The sequence below is a fragment of the Microbacterium resistens NBRC 103078 genome (assembly GCF_001552355.1).
In the GTDB taxonomy this organism is placed as follows: Bacteria; Actinomycetota; Actinomycetes; order Actinomycetales; family Microbacteriaceae; genus Microbacterium; species Microbacterium resistens.
Window position 1 is genome coordinate 1 of record NZ_BCRA01000068.1, and the last position, 17,994, is coordinate 17,994.

Annotated in this window: 18 protein-coding genes and 1 tRNA gene; 11 read left to right on the top strand and 8 right to left on the bottom strand. The window is 70.1% G+C overall.

Going from position 1 to position 17,994, the window contains the following annotated elements; translation table 11 throughout:
• Positions 1-193: 193 nt before the first annotated feature.
• The 3 genes from MR1_RS11860 to MR1_RS11870 form a co-directional block, all read right to left on the bottom strand.
• The gene (locus MR1_RS11860; RefSeq protein WP_084344570.1) at positions 194-670 is read right to left on the bottom strand and encodes an SRPBCC family protein; all 477 of its coding nucleotides are present in this window, start codon (positions 668-670) and stop codon (positions 194-196) included.
• A complete protein-coding gene (locus MR1_RS20140) occupies positions 663-1,454 on the bottom strand; it encodes a VOC family protein (RefSeq protein ID WP_067246826.1) in 792 nt (263 codons plus the stop codon). The genes MR1_RS11860 and MR1_RS20140 overlap by 8 nt, the downstream gene beginning before the upstream one ends.
• Positions 1,455-1,641: 187 nt before the next feature.
• Positions 1,642-1,728: transfer RNA gene (locus tag MR1_RS11870), tRNA-Leu, on the bottom strand.
• 228 nt (positions 1,729-1,956) lie between these two features.
• Here MR1_RS11870 and MR1_RS11875 point away from each other — a divergent pair.
• The 7 genes from MR1_RS11875 (at position 1,957) to pknB (ending at position 11,048) form a co-directional block, all read left to right on the top strand.
• Complete coding sequence (locus MR1_RS11875; RefSeq protein WP_067246829.1) at positions 1,957-2,670, top strand: FhaA domain-containing protein; 714 nt, start codon at positions 1,957-1,959, stop codon at positions 2,668-2,670.
• Complete coding sequence (locus tag MR1_RS11880; protein WP_067246832.1) at positions 2,667-3,215, top strand: FHA domain-containing protein FhaB/FipA; 549 nt, start codon at positions 2,667-2,669, stop codon at positions 3,213-3,215. The genes MR1_RS11875 and MR1_RS11880 overlap by 4 nt, the downstream gene beginning before the upstream one ends.
• A gap of 8 nt (positions 3,216-3,223) precedes the next feature.
• Positions 3,224-4,465, top strand: coding sequence for a PP2C family protein-serine/threonine phosphatase (locus tag MR1_RS11885; RefSeq protein ID WP_067246836.1), 1,242 nt, complete (start codon positions 3,224-3,226; stop codon positions 4,463-4,465).
• A complete protein-coding gene (locus MR1_RS11890) occupies positions 4,462-5,859 on the top strand; it encodes an FtsW/RodA/SpoVE family cell cycle protein (RefSeq protein WP_067246840.1) in 1,398 nt (465 codons plus the stop codon). Before MR1_RS11885 ends, MR1_RS11890 begins: the two co-directional genes overlap by 4 nt.
• A 109-nt stretch (positions 5,860-5,968) precedes the next feature.
• A complete protein-coding gene (locus MR1_RS11895; RefSeq protein ID WP_067246843.1) occupies positions 5,969-7,426 on the top strand; it encodes a peptidoglycan D,D-transpeptidase FtsI family protein in 1,458 nt (485 codons plus the stop codon).
• A complete protein-coding gene (locus MR1_RS11900) occupies positions 7,423-9,270 on the top strand; it encodes a serine/threonine-protein kinase (protein ID WP_084344572.1) in 1,848 nt (615 codons plus the stop codon). Before MR1_RS11895 ends, MR1_RS11900 begins: the two co-directional genes overlap by 4 nt.
• Positions 9,271-9,299: 29 nt before the next feature.
• Positions 9,300-11,048 carry a Stk1 family PASTA domain-containing Ser/Thr kinase gene (gene pknB, locus MR1_RS11905; protein WP_067246846.1) on the top strand — a complete coding sequence of 583 codons (1,749 nt, stop codon included), beginning with the start codon at positions 9,300-9,302 and terminating at the stop codon, positions 11,046-11,048.
• A 59-nt stretch (positions 11,049-11,107) separates the two neighbouring features.
• Here pknB and MR1_RS20145 read toward each other — a convergent pair whose 3' ends face one another.
• Together MR1_RS20145 and MR1_RS11910 are read right to left on the bottom strand one after the other, a co-directional pair.
• The gene (locus MR1_RS20145; protein WP_169797686.1) at positions 11,108-11,278 is read right to left on the bottom strand and encodes a hypothetical protein; all 171 of its coding nucleotides are present in this window, start codon (positions 11,276-11,278) and stop codon (positions 11,108-11,110) included.
• Complete coding sequence (locus MR1_RS11910; protein ID WP_067246849.1) at positions 11,278-12,069, bottom strand: class E sortase; 792 nt, start codon at positions 12,067-12,069, stop codon at positions 11,278-11,280. The genes MR1_RS20145 and MR1_RS11910 overlap by 1 nt, the downstream gene beginning before the upstream one ends.
• Before the next feature lie 55 nt (positions 12,070-12,124).
• Between MR1_RS11910 and MR1_RS11915 the strand changes: the two genes are divergently transcribed.
• The gene (locus tag MR1_RS11915; RefSeq protein ID WP_067246852.1) at positions 12,125-12,364 is read left to right on the top strand and encodes a cell division protein CrgA; all 240 of its coding nucleotides are present in this window, start codon (positions 12,125-12,127) and stop codon (positions 12,362-12,364) included.
• A gap of 270 nt (positions 12,365-12,634) precedes the next feature.
• Here the strand turns inward: MR1_RS11915 and MR1_RS11920 are convergent, their stop codons facing one another.
• Together MR1_RS11920 and MR1_RS11925 are read right to left on the bottom strand one after the other, a co-directional pair.
• Positions 12,635-13,531 carry a rhomboid family intramembrane serine protease gene (locus tag MR1_RS11920; protein WP_067246855.1) on the bottom strand — a complete coding sequence of 299 codons (897 nt, stop codon included), beginning with the start codon at positions 13,529-13,531 and terminating at the stop codon, positions 12,635-12,637.
• Positions 13,532-13,566: 35 nt separating this feature from the next.
• Positions 13,567-14,124 (bottom strand): peptidylprolyl isomerase, encoded by a 558-nt coding sequence (locus MR1_RS11925; RefSeq protein WP_067246857.1) that lies wholly within the window; start codon positions 14,122-14,124, stop codon positions 13,567-13,569.
• A gap of 119 nt (positions 14,125-14,243) precedes the next feature.
• Between MR1_RS11925 and MR1_RS11930 the strand changes: the two genes are divergently transcribed.
• Genes MR1_RS11930 through MR1_RS11940 form a run of 3 tightly spaced genes read left to right on the top strand, consistent with a single transcriptional unit; the run spans position 14,244 to position 17,503 of the window.
• Positions 14,244-14,762: a DNA helicase gene (locus tag MR1_RS11930; RefSeq protein WP_067246860.1), complete on the top strand. Its 519-nt coding sequence runs from the start codon at positions 14,244-14,246 to the stop codon at positions 14,760-14,762.
• A gap of 13 nt (positions 14,763-14,775) precedes the next feature.
• Positions 14,776-15,279, top strand: coding sequence for an aminoacyl-tRNA deacylase (locus tag MR1_RS11935; protein WP_067246863.1), 504 nt, complete (start codon positions 14,776-14,778; stop codon positions 15,277-15,279).
• 52 nt (positions 15,280-15,331) lie between these two features.
• Positions 15,332-17,503, top strand: a complete 2,172-nt coding sequence (locus MR1_RS11940; protein ID WP_067246867.1) for an MMPL family transporter — start codon at positions 15,332-15,334, stop codon at positions 17,501-17,503.
• A 6-nt stretch (positions 17,504-17,509) separates the two neighbouring features.
• Here MR1_RS11940 and MR1_RS11945 read toward each other — a convergent pair whose 3' ends face one another.
• Entirely contained in the window at positions 17,510-17,944 is a 435-nt protein-coding gene (locus MR1_RS11945; protein WP_067246870.1) for an NUDIX hydrolase, read from the bottom strand.
• Positions 17,945-17,994: the final 50 nt, after the last annotated feature.

The following is a 17,994-nucleotide window of genomic DNA, read 5'->3' on the forward strand; positions in this document are numbered from 1 at the left end:
AAAACCACCCACCGCCACCAACGCCACCACCAACGGCACCACGACCAACAACACCCGCCGACGACGCCGACGCACACGACGCTCTTCCCGTCGAAGCGCACTCGCCGGGAGATGGTGTGACTGCCGAGAATCCATGTGAGTTATTTCGGATCTAGAGTTTCTTGGTCGCAGAGACTGTCAGGAGGCAAGGCGGTCAGGGCACATGCTCCGCGGCACGCTTGATGTCCTCGAGGTCCTTCCGCATCGCCGAGCGGGTCGCGGAGATCCCCAGCGGACCCAGGAGGGTCTGCATCATCCGGGAGAAGCGCGAGGCTCCGGCCACGGGGGTGGCGGCGAAGTCCATCGTCAGACGGGTGCCCCCGTCTGCGGCGGGGTCGAGGTGAAAGATGCTGACGTAGTCGGCGCCGTGACTGGAGGCGATGATGCGCGTGCAGTACGGCGGATCGATCTCGGCGACCTCCATCTCCTCGGCGGCGGTCTTCCCGAAGAGCCGTCGGGTCTCGCGCCAGCGGGTCCCGACGGCGTATCCCTCGGGGCCACCGATCCGCTCCAGCGAGAGGATCCCGTTCAGCACGGTCGGCGCACGGTCAAGGTCCGTGAGCACTCCCCACACCGCGGCGGACGCGGCGTCGATGCCGATACTGGTGGAGACGCTCCAGCCCTCAGGCACCGGCGGCGTCCCCGGATCCCGAGACCGTGATCACACCGAAGGTCTCGCCCTGAGTGCCGACGAGCACCGCCATCCGCCCCACGGGGGAGTCGAACGGGCCGACGAGCACCGACCCGCCGTACACGACCGCCGTCTCGGCCGCGGAGTCCACATCGTCAGAGGCGAACCACGTCAGCCAATGGTTCGGGGCGTCCTTCGGCATGCGTTCGTCCATCACCTGGACGCCGCCGACCGGGCCCGCCCCCGCGGTGAAGGTGATGTAGTCGAATCCGTCGGACGCTATGTCCTCGAAGGTGTGCCCGAACACGTCCGAGAGGAACGTCTTCGTGGCGGCGAGATCGCGGGTCTGCACCTCGTTCCACGCGAGCGCGCCGTGCTCGTTCACCCGCTCGGCGCCGATGTGCTCCTTCGCCTGCCAGACGCCGAAGACCGCCCCGTCGGATCCCGCAGCGATCAGCATGCGCCCCGCGCTCAGCACGTCCATCGGAGGCAGGAGGATCGTCCCACCTGCCTTCTCGATCCTCGGCACCAGGCTCTCGACGTCGTCGTGAGCGAGATAGGTCGTCCAGACCGTGGGCTGGTGCTTGTCCTGTGCCGGGCCGATGCCCGCGACATGACGACCCTCCTTCACGGCGAGGAGGTAGCCGCCGGCACCCTCGCCGGCGCTGGCGAACTCCCAGCCGAACAGAGCGGTGTAGAAGAGGACGGTCCCCGACAGGTCCCGAGTGGACAGATCGACCCAGTTCGGCGTGCCGTTGGGCCAGATCTCGGTGCGTACAGCCATGAGCTTCCTCCGCGTTCGTGAACGTGTGAAATTTCAGTATTTCACATGGCGAACGCGCTCGCGTCGCGCCCGCGAAGCGGCATGCCCCCGTGCCGAGTACCCGAGATCGACCAGGACACCGCCAGGGAAAAGCGAAACGGCCCGGGGTTCTGATCGAACCCGGGCCGCTTTCCTGAGCCACACCGTGTGGTGCGCGAGGGGGGACTTGAACCCCCACGCCGTTGCCGGCACTGGCACCTGAAGCCAGCGCGTCTACCTATTCCGCCACTCGCGCATGTCGGCTCCGAGGAACCAACCTCCCGAGGATAACACGAGCCCGGGGCGTGCTCGAAACCGCGCCGGCCCCGGACGGCGGGCGTTCGCGTGCCGCCGAACGTCCGGTTGGAGGCGATCCCCACGGGAATCCCTGGTCGCGCGCCATCGCCCGAGATCCAGCGTCCCGGGGATCATTCAGGGCGTGTGGCTACGATGGCCGTACCTATCGGTGAGCCTTGGGAGCCCAGTGGGACTACTAGACAGCTTTGAGAAGGGTCTGGAGCGCGCGGTCAACAGCGCGTTCGCGAAGACCTTTCGCAGCGGCATCCAGCCCGTGGAGATCGCCTCGGCCCTGCGCCGGGAGGTCGACACGAAGGCTGCCGTGGTGAGCCGGGACCGGATCATCGCCCCCAGCACCTTCGTCGTCCGTCTCAGCGACGAGGACGCCGCCGCCATGCACGGTCTCGGCGGCGCGCTCACCGACGAGCTCCACGCGCTGCTGTCGAAGCACGCGCGCGACCAGGGCTACAGCTTCGCCGGCCCGCTCTCCATCTCCCTCGAAGCCGACGACAAGGTCGCCACCGGGACGGTGCAGGTCGTCTCCGGCGCCGCCGACGAGCGCGTCACCTGGCAGGCGGTGCTCGACGTCGGCGGGCAGCGGCACACGATCTCCCGCGCCCGCACCGTGATCGGCCGCGGCAGCGACGCGGACGTCACGATCGCCGACGCCGGCTCCAGCCGCAAGCACGCCGAGATCCTCTGGGACGGCGAGCGCGCGATGCTCCGCGACCTCGGATCCACGAACGGCACCAAGCTCGACGGCCAGAAGGTGCGCGAGGGCGTGCTGTCATCGGACGCGGTCATCACGATCGGCCGCACCGATCTGACCTTCCGCGTCGTGCCCGTGTCCTCCCGCCGCGGCGGCGACGCCGGCGCCCGCATGTTCGGAGCGACGCCGTGAGCAATCCCAGCGAGCTGACACTCCTTCTTCTGCGCATCGGCTTCCTGGTGCTGCTGTGGTTCTTCGTCTTCGCCGTCGTCTACTCGCTGCGCGCCGACCTGTTCGGCGTGCGCGTGCGCAAGATGCCCGACGCGCAGGCGGCCCCCGCGACCGTCCGCCCGCCGCAGGGCTCCTCCCCGGACGCCGCGACGGCGCCCGTCGAGAAGCCGCGCGCCGCGCGCTCCAGCAAGCCCGGCGGCCCCGCGACGACCTCCACGGTCTCCACCCTCGTGATCACCTCGGGACCGAAAGCCGGCCTGGAGCTCCCGCTGGGCCGCGAGCCCATGACGATCGGCCGCTCCAGCGAGTCCGGTCTCGTGATCCGCGACGACTACACGTCCAGCCACCACGCGCGCCTGCTGCTGTGGGGGGAGAACTGGATGATCCAGGACCTCGACTCGACCAACGGCACCTACCTCGGTGGCGAGCGCGTCGGCGCGCCCGTCGCCGTCACCATCGGCACGCCGATCAAGGTCGGCGCCACGACGTTCGAGCTGCGAGCGTAACCGCCGTCATGGTCTTCGAGGGTTCGAGCGCCGCGATCTCCCACACCGGGAAGGTCCGCTCCAACAACCAGGACTCCGGCTACGCCGGGGCCAACCTCTTCGTCGTCGCCGACGGGATGGGCGGGCACGCGGGCGGCGACGTCGCGTCGAGCATCGCGATCCAGCGCCTGGAGAACCTGGACCAGGCCTACTCGGCGACCATGGACGCCGAAGCCGCGCTGCAGGCCGCCGCGACGACGGCCGCCGGCGACCTGATCCGCGCCGCGAAGGACCGCCCGGAGCTCGCCGGCCTCGGCACGACGCTCAGCGCGATCATCATGGTCGACGACTACGCCGTCATCGGGCACATCGGCGACTCCCGGATCTACCTCTTCCGCGACGGCGTGCTAACCCAGATCACCGCGGACCACACGTTCGTCCAGCGTCTCGTCGACTCCGGCCGGATCACTCCCGAGGAGGCGCGGTTCCATCCCCGCCGCTCCGTGCTGATGCGCGTGCTCAGCGACATGGACGCGGATCCGGAGCTGGACCTTATCGTCATGGCCACGCAGCCCGGCGACCGCTGGCTGCTGTGCTCCGACGGCCTGTCCGGCGTGGTCGACGAGGCGCACATCACCAAGGCCCTCAAGCTCGGGATGGCCCCGGGCCGCACCGCCGACAACCTGCTCAAGCAGGCCCTCGACGGCGGCGCCCCGGACAACGTCACCATCGTGATCGTGGACGTCGGCGGCCAGCACCCGGTGCTCTCCGGGGCCCCGACCATCGTGGGCTCGGCCTCCAACCCGCAGGGCGTCGTCGTCCCGGCGGCGCGACCGGCCCGCCCGAGCTGGCTGCACCCGGTCCGGCAGGCGGCGAACGAGCCGACGCACTTCGAGCCCGCCGCCGAGTATCTGGAAGAGCTGATCGAGGAGGACCGCCGCCGCGCGCACCGTCGCCGGATCGGCTGGATCGCGGGGGCCGCGGCGATCATCGTCCTGCTGGCCGCGGCGCTGTTCGGCGGCTACAGCTGGACGCAGACCCGGTTCTTCGTGGGCGCCGACGAGGACACCGTGGTGATCTTCCGCGGCATCCAGCAGGACATCGGCCCGATCTCCCTCTCCAGCGTCTACGAGGACACCGGGATCAAGCTGAGGGACCTGCCGCAGTTCGACCGCTCCCGGGTGACCGAGACGGTGACCGCACGCTCGCTCGAGGACGCCCAGTCGATCGTCGAGCGTCTTCGCGACTCCGCGGAAGGAGGGACGAAGTGACCGCCGACACCGCCCCCGAGGTCTCCGCCGACACCAGCGTGCTGCGCGCGCTGCGCAAGATCCGCGGGCCCCAGACCCAGCGCAACCGCGAGTTCTGGCTGCTGCTGTTCTCCGTCCTCATCTCCGGCTGCGCGATCGCCCTCGTCCAGCTCGGCGCGCTCGGCACGATCGACCCCATGATCCTGCTGATCAGCGGAGGACTGGCGATCCTCGTGTTCGCCCTGCACATCGTGCTGCGGTTCGTCGCGAGCGACGCCGACCCGTTCGTGCTTCCCATCGCCACCCTGCTGACGGGGCTCGGGATCGCGATGATCTACCGGATCGACATCGCCCAGCACAACACCGGCTGGGCGGCCTACTCCACCAAGCAGCTCGCGTGGACCGCGATCTCGATGGCCGGGGCGATCGCCCTCGTCATCGCCCTGCGCAACTACCGGGTCCTGTACCGCTTCACCTACCTCTCCGGTCTCGCGGGAATCCTCCTGCTCCTGCTGCCGTTCGTCCCCGGGCTCGGCGACACCGGCGCGAACGCCGACGTGTGGGTGTCGATCGGCGGCATCTTCGCCTTCCAGCCCGGTGAGATGGCGAAGATCTTCCTCGCGATCTTCTTCGCCGGGTACCTGGTCCGCACGCGCGAGAGCCTGTCCTCGGTCGGCAAGCGGTTCCTCGGGTTCACGTGGCCGCGCATGCGCGAGCTCGGCCCCGTCATCGTGGTGTGGCTGCTGTCCCTCGGCATCATCGTCTCGCAGCGCGACCTCGGCACCGGCGTGCTCATCTTCGGCATGTTCATCGTCATGCTGTACGTCGCGACCGGGAAGACGAGCTGGGTCCTGATCGGGCTCGCGATGGTCGCCGCCGGCGTCGCCGCGGCGACGCAGATCCTCAGCTACGTGCAGGGCCGCTTCCACAACTGGCTCGACGCCTTCAATCCGGAGCTCATCGAGGCGGACGGCGGCAGCTACCAGCTCGTCCAGGGCATCTTCGGGCTCGCGCACGGCGGCCTCATCGGCACGGGGCTCGGCCAGGGCCGCCCCCACCTGACCCCGCTCGCCGAGAGCGACTACATCATCCCGAGCCTGGGCGAGGAGCTGGGCCTCATCGGGCTGTTCGCGATCCTGTGCCTCTACATGGTCTTCGTGAGCCGCGGCCTTCGCATCGGGCTGGCCGGGCAGGACGACTTCGGCAAGCTCCTCGCGACCGGATTGTCGTTCACGATCGCGCTGCAGGTGTTCATCATGGTCGGCGGGGTCACGCGGGTCATCCCGCTGACCGGTCTGACAACCCCGTTCCTCGCCGCGGGCGGATCCTCCCTGGTCGCGAACTGGCTCATCGTGGCGCTGCTGCTGCGCATCTCGGATCGCGTCCGCCGACAGCCCAGGGTGGTGATCGGATGACCACCCTGATCTCCACGCGTTTCGTCTCGCTCCGCTCGCTCAACGACCGGTCGTTGAGCGAGGAGCGAAGCACCGAGACGAAACGCCGTCACGCCCGAGGCGGTGCCGCATGACCAAAGAACTGAGACGGATCAGCTTCCTCGTGCTGCTGATGTTCTTCTCGCTGTTCGCCGCGGCGAGCTGGATCCAAGTGGTACAGGCCGACGACCTGGCGCAGAACGAGTTCAACCGGCGCACCCTGCTGGACAGCTACGAGGTCCAGCGCGGGTCGATCCTGGCCGGCGGGGCGCAGATCGCCTCGTCGACGCCGTCCGACGACGTCTACTCCTTCCAGCGGGTCTACGCGGATCCGCACCTGTGGGCTGCGGTGACCGGGTTCTACAACCCGGCACTGGGCAGTGCCACCGGGATCGAGCGGGCGATGAACAGCGAGCTGTCCGGCACCGGTGGCACCCAGTTCTTCTCCACCATCGAGCGGATCATCTCCGGACAGCCCCAGCGCGGGGCGAACGTGGTGCTGAGCCTGGATCCGGCGATCCAGCAGGCCGCCTACGACGCGCTGGACGGCTATCAGGGCGCGATCGTGGCGATGGAGCCGAAGACGGGGCGCGTCCTCGCCATGGTCTCCACGCCGGGCTACGACACGAACGCCCTAGCCGTGCACGACCCGGACGCCGCTCAGGACACGTATCAGCAGCTCGAGGACGACCCGGGCGACCCGCTGTTCAACCGCGGGCTCGGCGGGAACCTCAACCCCCCGGGATCCACGTTCAAGATCGTGACGGCCGCGGCGGCGCTCGCCTCCGGGAAGTACACGCTGCAGTCGACCCTCCCGAACCCCGCCTCCTACGTCCTCCCCGGGACCACGACGGCCGTGCACAACGCGTGGGGCGGCGCGTGCGGCGGCGGCAACGAGGTCACGATCGCCGAGGCGCTGCGCCTCAGCTGCAACATCCCGATGGCGGAGCTCGCCGCCGCGCTCGGCGACGACGCGATCAAGCAGATGGCGGAGAAGTTCGGCTTCAACCAGAGCTTCCAGACCCCGCTCGAGTCCACGCCGTCCACCTACCCCTCGGGCCTCAGCGACGACCAGACGGCCCTTACGGGCTTCGGCCAGGGCGACGCCCGCGCCACCCCGTTGCAGATGGCGATGGTGTCGGCCGGGATCGCCAATGACGGGATCGTCATGAAGCCGCGGATGGTCGACAGCATCCTGGGCGATGACCTGTCCGTGCAGAAGTCGTTCGAGGACTCGGAGCTGGGGCGCGCGCTGACCGCTGAGGAGGCCGAAGCGATCACCGACGTGCTGGTCGCGGGGGTCCAGGGCGGCGCCGCGACGGGTGCAAGAATAGACGGAGTCGACGTGGCCGGGAAGACGGGAACGGCCGAGAACGGCGACACCGATCCGTACACCCTCTGGTTCACCGGCTTCGCGCCGGCGGAGAACCCGCAGGTCGCGGTCGCGGTGGTCGTCGAGGATGGCGGCGGGCAGGGTCAGGACGGATCCGGTGACGGGATCGCGTCACCGATTGCGAAGAAGGTCATAGAGGCGGTGCTGAACAGATGAGGCCGACGCAGGGTGTGTCGTTCGGTGGTCGCTACGAGCTGCAGTCGCGGATCGCTATCGGCGGCATGGGCGAGGTGTGGGAGGCGACCGATCACGTCATCGGGCGGACGGTCGCGATCAAGATCCTCAAGGACGAGTACATGGGGGACCCCGGGTTCCTCGAGAGGTTCCGCGCCGAGGCGCGGCACGCCGCGCTCGTCAACCACGAGGGCATCGCGAGCGTCTTCGACTACGGCGAGGAGAACGGCTCCGCGTACCTGGTGATGGAGCTCGTGCCCGGCGAGGCGCTGTCGACGATCATCGAGCGCGAAGGGACGCTGAGCGCCGACAAGACGCTCGACATCGTCGCCCAGACCGCCTCCGCGCTCCAGGCCGCACACGCCGCGGGGCTGGTGCACCGCGACATCAAGCCCGGCAACCTGCTGATCACGCCCGACGGCCGCGTCAAGATCACCGACTTCGGCATCGCCCGCATCGCCGACCAGGTCCCGCTGACCGCGACCGGTCAGGTCATGGGCACCGTGCAGTACCTCTCACCGGAGCAGGCGTCCGGCCACCCGGCGAGCCCGGCGACGGACATCTACTCCCTCGGCATCGTCGCGTACGAGTGCCTGGCGGGCAAGCGCCCGTTCACCGGGGAGTCGCAGGTGGCCATCGCGATGGCCCAGATCAACGAGCAGCCGCCGCCGCTGCCCTCGACTGTGCCGGTCCCGGTGCAGAACCTCGTCATGGCGATGATCGCGAAGAAGCCGGCGGACCGGCCGTCGTCCGCGGCGACCGTCGCGCGCGCCGCCCAGGCCCTTCGCCGCGGCGATCTGAACTCCGCGGCGATCGCCGTCCCCGCCATCGCCGCGGGCGCCGCCGCCGGTGACGACGCGGCGACGACCCTGCTGGGCACCGGCGCCACCGAGGGGGCGACCCGGATCCTGCCGACCACGGCGCAGCTGCCGACGGGTGCGGCGGCCGAAGAGGAGGCCCCGCCGAAGAAGAAGCGCAGCGCCTGGACGACGCCGCTCATCGTGCTGATCATCCTCCTCCTGCTCGTGCTCGGCGGCACCGTGTGGGCGCTGATGTTCAACCAGAGCCCGTCGCCGGAGCCGTCCCACAGCACGTCGGCTCCGGCCTCGCCGAAGCCGTCGCCCAAGCCGTCGACGCCCAGCCCTCAGCCGACCCAGAACCGCGTCAACGTGAACGACCTGGGACTGGTCGGCATGACCTGCGACGAGGCCGCCGCCGCCGCGCGTAACGCGGGCCTGGATGCCAATTGCACGACCGGCGACCCGGCCCCCTCCGACGACGAGGTCGGCCGGGTGGCGCGCGTCGAGCCGACCGGGTCGGTGAACCCCGGCACGCTGCTGTCGCTGGTCGTGTACGGCGACCGGGTGTCGGTCGGCTCCCCGTCCACCCCGCCGTCGGTCGACGGAGAGCCGGAGTCCGGCAAAAACGTCACGCTGTCCTGGGACGCCTACGTGTGCCCGAGCGGCACCGGGACCGTCAGCGGGTACAACGTGGTCCTGGGCGGCGCGACGTTCGAGGACGGCTCGACGACGCGCACGTTCGGCACGGAGACCCAGGCGACGATCAAGGTCACGAGCATCGCCGGCCAGCAGCTCACGGCCAGCTACACCGCGATCTGCACGAGCGAGAGCGGCGAGCAGCGCGAGACCGGCGCGTCGCCGCAGATGTCGGTGACGATCACGGGCGGTTCCACCCCGACCCCCGTTCCCACCGAGACCCCGGGCGGCAACAACGCCGGGGGCGACGCGGCCACCGGAAGCGACGGGACCGAGAAGGAGCGCGCCGACGTCCGGCAGGTCCCTGTCCTCTCAGGAAAGGGCCGCTAGGCGTCGAGGGAGCTCGACAGGTCGTTCACATGGAGGGGAGTCGGTCGTTGTCCACGCAGTCGCGCGTGATCGCCGGGCGCTATCGGGTCGATGAGGTCATCGGCCAGGGCGGCATGGCGCAGGTGCACCGGGGAGAGGACCTGACGCTCGGCCGACCCGTCGCGATCAAGATCCTCGACCGGGAGCTCGCGCGCGACACGGCGTTCCGCACGCGCTTCCGCATGGAGGCGCAGGCGGCGTCGCGGATGGCGCACCCCTCGATCGTCCGGGTGTTCGACGCGGGGGAGGACCCGTCCGCCGAAGCCGGGGGATCCCCGTCCGAGCCGGTTCCGTTCATCGTCATGGAGCTCGTCGAAGGCGAACTGCTCAAGGACGTCCTGCAGCGCGGGCCCGTCTCCGTGGCCGACGCCGTGCGCTATGCGGACGGCATCCTGGAGGCTCTCGAGTACTCGCACCGGGCCGGTGTGGTGCACCGCGACATCAAGCCCGGCAACGTCATGGTCACCCCGTCCGGAGCGGTGAAGGTGATGGACTTCGGGATCGCCCGCGCGGTCTCCGACTCCTCGTCCACCGTCGCGCAGACGACCCAGATCATCGGCACCGCCGCCTACTTCTCGCCGGAGCAGGCGAAGGGCGAGCAGGTCGACGCCCGCACCGACATCTACTCGACCGGCGTCGTGCTCTACGAGATGCTCGCCGGCCGCCAGCCGTTCCGCGGCGACTCACCCGTGGCCGTCGCCTACCAGCACGTGAGCGAGGCGCCGGTTCCGCCGAGCGAGCTGCACGAGGACGCGCCGGACGAGGCCGAACGGCACGCGCTGGACCCCGTCGTCCTGCGTGCGCTCGCGAAGGATCCGTTCCAGCGCTTCCCCGACGCCAGCGCCTTCCGCGACTCCCTGCGCGCCGCCACCACGGGATCGGTGCCGACGAAGAAGCAGGCGAGGAAGCAGATGGGCGAGCTCACCAGCGAGCTCTACGGCCCGAGCCCCCGCCAGGCGGCCGAAACGGCGCGCACCCTGCGCCAGCTCAGCACGGACACGACCATGGCCCGGACCCAGTCCGGCCCGCCGGTCGCCTGGATCTGGGCCGGCGTCGCCCTGCTCGCCGTCCTGCTCGCCTCCGTCCTCATCTGGGTCGTCGCGATGCGCCCGGCGGGAGAGCTGCCCTCGAGCACGCGGGAGGTCACCGACCTGTCCGGGATGACCTACGAGCGAGCCGAGGACGCCTTGCAGGACCTCGGGCTCAAGGCGGCACGCATCAACGAGTCCAGCGCCGAGGTGGCCGAGGGCAACGTCATCCGCAGCGACCCGGGCATGGGATCGCGGATCGAGGTGGGTCATACCGTGACCCTGTACGTGTCGACCGGCGCCGAGATGGTGAAGATGCCGCCGATCACCGGCCTCAGCCAGGCGGCGGCCACCGATGCCCTGCAGAAGGCCGGGTTGAGCGTGGGCGCCGTGCGGCGGCAGAACGATCCGCAGTCCCAGGGCGGGACGGTGCTCGACGCGTCCGTCGCCGCCGACGCCGAGGTGGCGCCGGGGACCGTCGTCGATCTCGTCGTCGCGAGCGGCGTGGTCACGCTGAACGACCTCACCGGGAGCACGCTCGAGTACGCCTCGGAGCAGCTGGCCTCCCTGGGGCTCACGGCGCGGACGGCGGAGAACAAGGACTGCGCCGCGACGGATCCCGCCACCGTGCGGTCCATGTCGGTCGCACCGGGCGACGTCCCCGTCCAGTCCGAGGTCGTCCTGTACTACTGCACCGGCAAGGACAAGTAGTCGGCCCGCAGCCCTCGCCGCACGACGATCGACGATCCGTGCGATCGCCGCTTCCCGCGCTACGGCGCGGACGTGTGGATCGTCACGTCCTCCGGCGGGGAGATGATCGGGCTCACCCACGGGAAGACGTAGAAGAACAGCGCGTAGACGATCGCCGCCACGAGGATCAACAGGATCAGCAGCCGCACCCACCAGGGGCCGGGGAGGATCCGCCACAGTGCGCCGTACATCAGAGGCCTCCCTCGGTCAGCGACGCCGGGGCGCCTGCGGCGCGCGGCTGGAAGCTGTCGAACACCCCGTAGGCGATGATGCGCTCGGCGAGCGAGTACAGCGGCGAGCAGGCCGTGAGGGTGATGTAGCGCTCGCCCGTCTGCGCGCCGGGCATCTCCGGCACGTCCAGCAGGACCTCGACGCGATCCGGCGTCACGTACTCCAGCGTCCGGAACCGGTAGGTGTACCAGCCCTCCTGCGTCTCGATCACGATCGGATCGTTCAGCCGGAGCTTGTCGATCTGGTTGAGCGGCTTGCCCCAGGTCGTCCGATGGCCGGCGACCGAGAAGTTCCCGACCTGTCCGGGCATCTTCGACTGCGGGTACACGCCGATCCACCCGTTGTCGAGGGTCACCGGGCGACTGACGCCGCCCGCGATCGTGTTGTTGTAGTCCGCGCCGAAGCGGGGGATGATCATCTGCGCGAAGTACTCGCCGTCGCCGGGCGCCTCCAGCAGCGGAGGCTCGTACACGGGGGGCGCGTCCGGGGTCTCCGGGTCCTGGATCACCGGCGGGGGCTCCGGAGCCGGCTCCTTCGCCCACTCCTGACTGATCGCCTGGCCCTTCTCGTTGTTCGCGGCGCTCATGATGATGTCGCCGATCCACATCTGCCACGCCACGTAGAGCAGCACGACGACGCCCGCCGTCAGCAGGAGCTCGCCCAGCACGCCGGTCACGGATGCCCGCCGGCGCGGCTTCGTGCGACGACGGTCACGGCGCAACGGAACGTCCCCCACCACGGCTTGCGTCATGGGCGCGATACTACCGGCCTCGGTTGGGAGTCCCCTGACGGGTAGACTGTGCGACATGGCACGTCCCGAAAAGCGCGAAGAACCCGCCGTGGAGCGGGTCGAAGGCGAAGCCGCTCCCAATGCGGCATGGTTCAAGCCGGTCATGGTCGGCTTCATGCTGCTGGGTCTGGTCTGGATCCTCGTCTTCTACATCACCGGCATGCAGTACCCGATCCCGGGGCTGCAGTCCTGGAACCTGCTCATCGGGCTGGGCATCGCGCTCATCGGCTTCCTGATGACCACACGCTGGCGCTGATCCGCGCCCACCGTTCTCCGGAGCCCCCGCCGCGCCGGCGGGGGCTTCGTCGTATCCACAGGTCGAGGCCGGCTGTCCACACGTTGTCCCCAGCGTGGGGAGGACTCTCCACAGGGTTTCCGGAAGGTTATCCACAGATCTATCCCCACCTGGGGAGAATTACACGGGTGTTATTCACAGGAGTTGTCCCCATGTGGAATCACCGGCGCACGACGACAAGGCCCCGTGTTCCGGGGAACACGGGGCCTTCGTCCGCTCAGGGCCGGGCGGTCAGCCCGCCATCGCGCGCATGATCAGCGGCGGCAGGAACGCCACCGCGAGAAGGAGGGCGACGCCGATCCCGACCAGCGAGACGATCTGCCAGACCCGCTGCTTCGGTCGGCGTAGCACGGCGTAGACCAGTCCGATGAGCGCACCCGTGATCGCTCCGCCGAGATGCGCCTGCCACGCCACGTTGAATCCCGGGACGAACCCGATGACGAGATTGATGAGCAGGATGACGAGGATCCCCGTCACGTTCGCACCGAAGTGACGCCCGATCACGAGCAGCGCCGCCATCAGCCCGAACACCGCCCCCGACGCCCCGACGGTCGCAGTGCCCGGCGCGATCAGCGCCACGGCCACCGATCCGCCGAGCGCGCTCAGCACGTACAGCGTCAGGTAGCGCCATCGTCCGATGAGCGGCTCCAGGCTCTGGCCGATCATCCACAGCGCGAGCATGTTCAGGCCCAGGTGCCAGAAGCCGCCATGGACGAGCGCCGCCGTCAGCAGCCGCCAGGGCTCGAACGGGTAGCCGAAGAGGTTCGGGTACAGGTACGGCGTCCAGAACAGCAGCTGGTCCGTGATCGCCGACCCCAGACCCGGGATGAGCTGGAGCAGTCCGATGAAGGAGGTGATCGCGAGGATCGCGTACGTCACCACCGGACGGCTTCCGGGGGCCGCGACCACCACCGCGCTTCGCCAGGAGCGACGCGCCTTCCGCTGCGCGGGCGACTCGGCCTTGCGCTGCTCCTTCATGCACTCCGGGCAGATCACCCCGACTGCGGCCTGGGTCTGGCACTGGGGGCAGATCGTCCGCAGGCATCGCTGACACAGCACGAAGCTCTGCCGGTCGGGATGCCGGTAGCAGAAGTTGTCGCGGTTCGCCGCGAAGTCAGCGGTGGTCATCGGCGGGCGGGCCGGAAGCGGGGAGTCGGCCGTGCTCAGGCGGCGACGACGTCGACGGAGTGCAGGACCACGTCCTCCACCGGACGGTCCCCGGCACCGGTGCGCACCGCGGCGATCGCGTCCACGACCTTCTTCGAGTCCTCGTCGGCGACCTCGCCGAAGATCGTGTGCTTGCCCATCAGCCACGGCGTCGGGTCCGTCGTGATGAAGAACTGCGAGCCGTTGGTGCCCTCCACCGCGCCGGTGATGGCGTTGCGGCGCAGGCCTGCGTTCGCCATGGCGAGCTTGTAGGGGTCGTTGAAGTCGAGCTCGGCGTTGATCTCGTCGTTGAACGTGTAGCCGGGGCCGCCGACGCCCTGGCCGAGGGGGTCGCCGCCCTGGATCATGAAGTTGGGGATGATCCGGTGGAAGATCACGTCCTTGTAGAGGGGTCCCTCACCCGGCTTCCCGGTCGCGGGGTGGGTCCAGTCCGCGCTGCCGTCGGCGAGGCCGACGAAGTTCTGGACGGTGCGCGGAGCGTGGTCGCCGAAGAGGTTGACGACGATGTCTCCGTGGTTCGTGTGCAGGGTCGCGACGTGCGTGGCGTGAGGCATGGGTCCATTGTCTCAGAGCTTCCGATGAGTTCCCCGGGGTTCTGCCACTTCGCGCTGTCATCCCCGGCCAGGCATGGCAAGATGGGGAATCCGAACCCCTTTTCGATTGGGAGGGCACCGTGGGCCTCAGCCGCAAGCGCAAGAAGGAACTCCGCCGTCTGCAGGGCGACGCGACGAAGCTGTGGGAGGCCCAGCAGGCCCTCGCCGGAGAGGCGGCCACGGTCGCCCGTGAGGCCGGCAGACAGCTCGACAACTTCCGTCGGGAGCAGCTCGTGCCGACGGTGCAGGACGTCTACCACAACCGCGTCGTCCCGGTGGTGGACAAGGGCGTCAAGGTCTCTCGCGACGTCGTGGACCACCGCGTCGTCCCCTTCGTCGGTGACGTCATCGGCAACGCGCTCACCGCGTGGGACGTCGCCAACGCGAAGCGGCACGCGGCCACCGGCCGCGCGGCGCGCGCCGTGGCCCGCGTCGTCGAGCCGGAGCCCAAGAAGAAGGGCGCCGGGGTCGGCACCGTCATCGCGGTGATCCTCGGCGTCGGCGCCGCCGTGGGCGTGCTGTTCGCCGCGTGGCAGACGCTGCGCGCCGACGACGAGCTGTGGGTGGCCGACGACCCGCTGAGCACGCCCGAGGCGTGAGCAGGACCCGCGGGTGAGCGCGGCCCCGTCCGTCGACCCGGTCGACGGGCCCGATCCGCACGAGCGCGTCCGGTCCGCCGCGACCCGGCGCGGGCTCGAGATCGAGATCCGCGAGCGCCCCGTCGCACGCAGCCTGCCGGAGGCCGCGGCGCTGCTCGGCCTGGAGCCCTCGGGCATCGTGAAGACGCTGGTCGTCAAGCGTTCCGACGACACGTTCCTGTTCGCGCTGGTGCCCGGCGGACGGAAGATCTCGTGGCCGAAGCTGCGCGCCGTGGTGGGCGTGAACCGGCTCAAGCTCCCGGATCCGGAGGTCGCGCTGGCGGCGACCGGCTACGAGCGCGGGACGATCGTGCCGATCGGCAGCACGACCGACTGGCCGGTGTTCGCGGACGCCTCGATCCGCGGACGCCGGATCGCGATGGGCGCCGGGACGCACGGCTACAGCCTGTTCGTCGACGCCGACGCGCTCATCGACGCCTACGACGCGACCGTCGCGGACATCTCCGATCCGGAGTGACCCGGGCGGCCGGGCTCGCCGTCATCCCCGCAGAGAGCTCGAAGAGGAACCGATGACCGCTCCCGCCCCCGCCCGCCGCCGTGCGAGACGACCGGGGAGATGGCTGCGCGGGGTGCTGCCCGCCGTCCTCATCGTCGCGTGGCTCGCCGCGGCGTCCTTCGGCGGCCCGCTGTTCGGGAAGGTCGACGAGGTCTCCTCCAACGACAGCACGGCGTACCTGCCCGAATCCGCGGACGCGACCCAGGTCCGCGCGCTCCTGCCCGAGTTCACCGACTCCGACGCCATCCCGGCGATCGTCGTCTTCGTCGCGGAGCAGTCGCTGACGGAGGAGCAGCTCGCCGGGATCGAGGAGGCGCTGACGGAAGCGACCGATGTGGAGGGGGTCTCGCCGGACGTCTCCCCGGCGCTGCCCTCCGAGGACGGGCGCGCCGTGCAGGCCTTCGTCCCGATCCTCGAGGATGCCGACGTAGGCGACACGGTCGGCGAGCTCGGCGCGGAGCTCCGTGGCGCGGCACCGGCGGGCGTCACCGTGCACATCACCGGACCCGCCGGCTTCACCGCGGACCTCGTCGCCGCCTTCGCAGGGATCGACGGACTCCTCCTGCTCGTGGCGTTCGCGGCCGTGCTGGTCATCCTCGTGCTGGTCTACCGATCACTCCTGCTCCCGGTCGTCGTCCTGTCGACGAGCCTGTTCGCCCTCTGCGTGGCGCTGCTCGTCGTGTGGTGGCTCGCGAAGGCCGGAGTGCTCCTTCTCAGCGGACAGACGCAGGGCATCCTCTTCATCCTCGTCATCGGCGCCGCGACGGACTACGCACTGCTCTTCGTCGCGCGGTTCCGCGAGGAGCTGCGGACGACGAGGGATCGCGGCGCCGCGATCGTCGGTGCGTGGAAGGGCGCCGTCGAACCCATCCTCGCCTCCGGCGGCACCGTGATCGCGGGGCTCCTGTGCCTGCTGCTCAGCGACCTGAAGTCCAACAGCGCCCTCGGCCCCGTCGCGGCGATCGGCATCGTGTTCGCGATGCTCGCCGCGCTCACCCTCCTGCCCGCGCTCCTGTTCGTGTTCGGCCGGGCCGTCTTCTGGCCGCGGCGACCGGCGTTCGAACCGGAGGTCGTGGCAGCGGAGAACGGCATGCCCGGCCGAGGGCTGTGGTCGCGGCTGGCCCGCGCGATCCCGCGACGGCCCCGCCTGATCTGGATCGGCACCACGCTCGTCCTCGCCGTCGGCGCGCTCGGTCTGACACAGCTGGATGCGAACGGCGTCCCGCAGTCCGATCTCGTCCTGTCCGCATCGGACGCGCGGGAGGGCCAGGCGGCGCTCGGCGAGCACTTCCCCGGCGGATCGGGGAGCCCTGCCTCCGTGGTCGTCGACGCCGACGACCTCCAGGAGGCGACCGACCTGCTGCTCGCCCGCGAGGGCGTGGAGGGGGTCGCCGTGGTGACCGCGGACTCGCCGAGCGGGTCCGCTCCCGTCACCGCCGACGGCATCCAGGCCTTCGGCCCGCCGGGGACCCCGACGCCGGAGCCGACCGTGGTGGACGGACGCGTCCTCCTTCAGGCGACGCTCGCGCACGCGGCCGACTCCCCGGCCGCCGCGGACACCGTCCTCGGCATCCGGGCGGATCTCGTCCCCCTCCACGCGCTGGTGGGCGGGGTGACCGCGACCGCGGTAGACACGAACGAGGCCTCGATCCACGACCGGGCGGTGATCATCCCGCTCATCCTCGGCGTCATCCTCGTCATCCTGATGCTGCTCCTGCGCTCCGTCCTCGCGCCGATCCTCCTCGTCCTCACCACGGTGCTGTCCTTCGGCACGGCCCTGGGGGTCTCCGCACTGGTGTTCACGCACGTGCTCCACTTCCCCGGTGCGGACCCGGCCGTCCCGCTGTACGGGTTCGTCTTCCTCGTCGCGCTGGGGATCGACTACAACATCTTCCTCATGACCCGCGTGCGCGAGGAGTCCCTCGCGCACGGCACGCGCGACGGCATCGTGCGGGGGCTGGCGATCACGGGCGGCGTCATCACCTCGGCGGGCCTCGTGCTGGCGGCCACGTTCGCGGCGCTGTCGGTGATCCCGATCCTGTTCCTCGTGCAGCTCGCGTTCATCGTCGCCTTCGGCGTCCTGCTGGACACCTTCGTGGTGCGCTCGCTGCTCGTCCCGGCGCTCGGGTACGACATCGGCCGCGCGGTGTGGTGGCCGTCGCGTCTGAGCCGCGGCGAGCGCTGAGGGGTCTCAGCGCGACTGCATCACCCCGGCCATCCCGAGCGCGATGTCGACGAGCTTCACGCGCGGGAGGCCCCCGATCGCCGAGAGGTCGAACCATCCGGCCATGTCCGTCGTGCCGTTCTTCTCGAAGCGCAGCCGGCCGCCGGTGATGTGCGCGCGGTAGACGATGCGCAGGGTGTGCAGCGGTACGTCCGCACCGGGCGTCACCCTCTGTCCGGCCGGGATCACTCGGGAATGGATGCCGAGGAGCTCGTCGATCACGACCTTGTAACCCGTCTCCTCGCGGACCTCGCGGCGCGCGGCGACCTCGGGATCCTCGCCGGGTTCGAGGCCTCCGCCGGGCATCGTCCACGACGCCCGGCGCCCCTCCGTCCAGCGGGCGAGGAGCACGCGTTCGTCCTCGTCGGTGATGACCGCATAGGCGGCGACGCGCATGTCCACGCGCCTCACCCTATCCAGCACACCGACCCACCGCGACGGGGACGTGAATA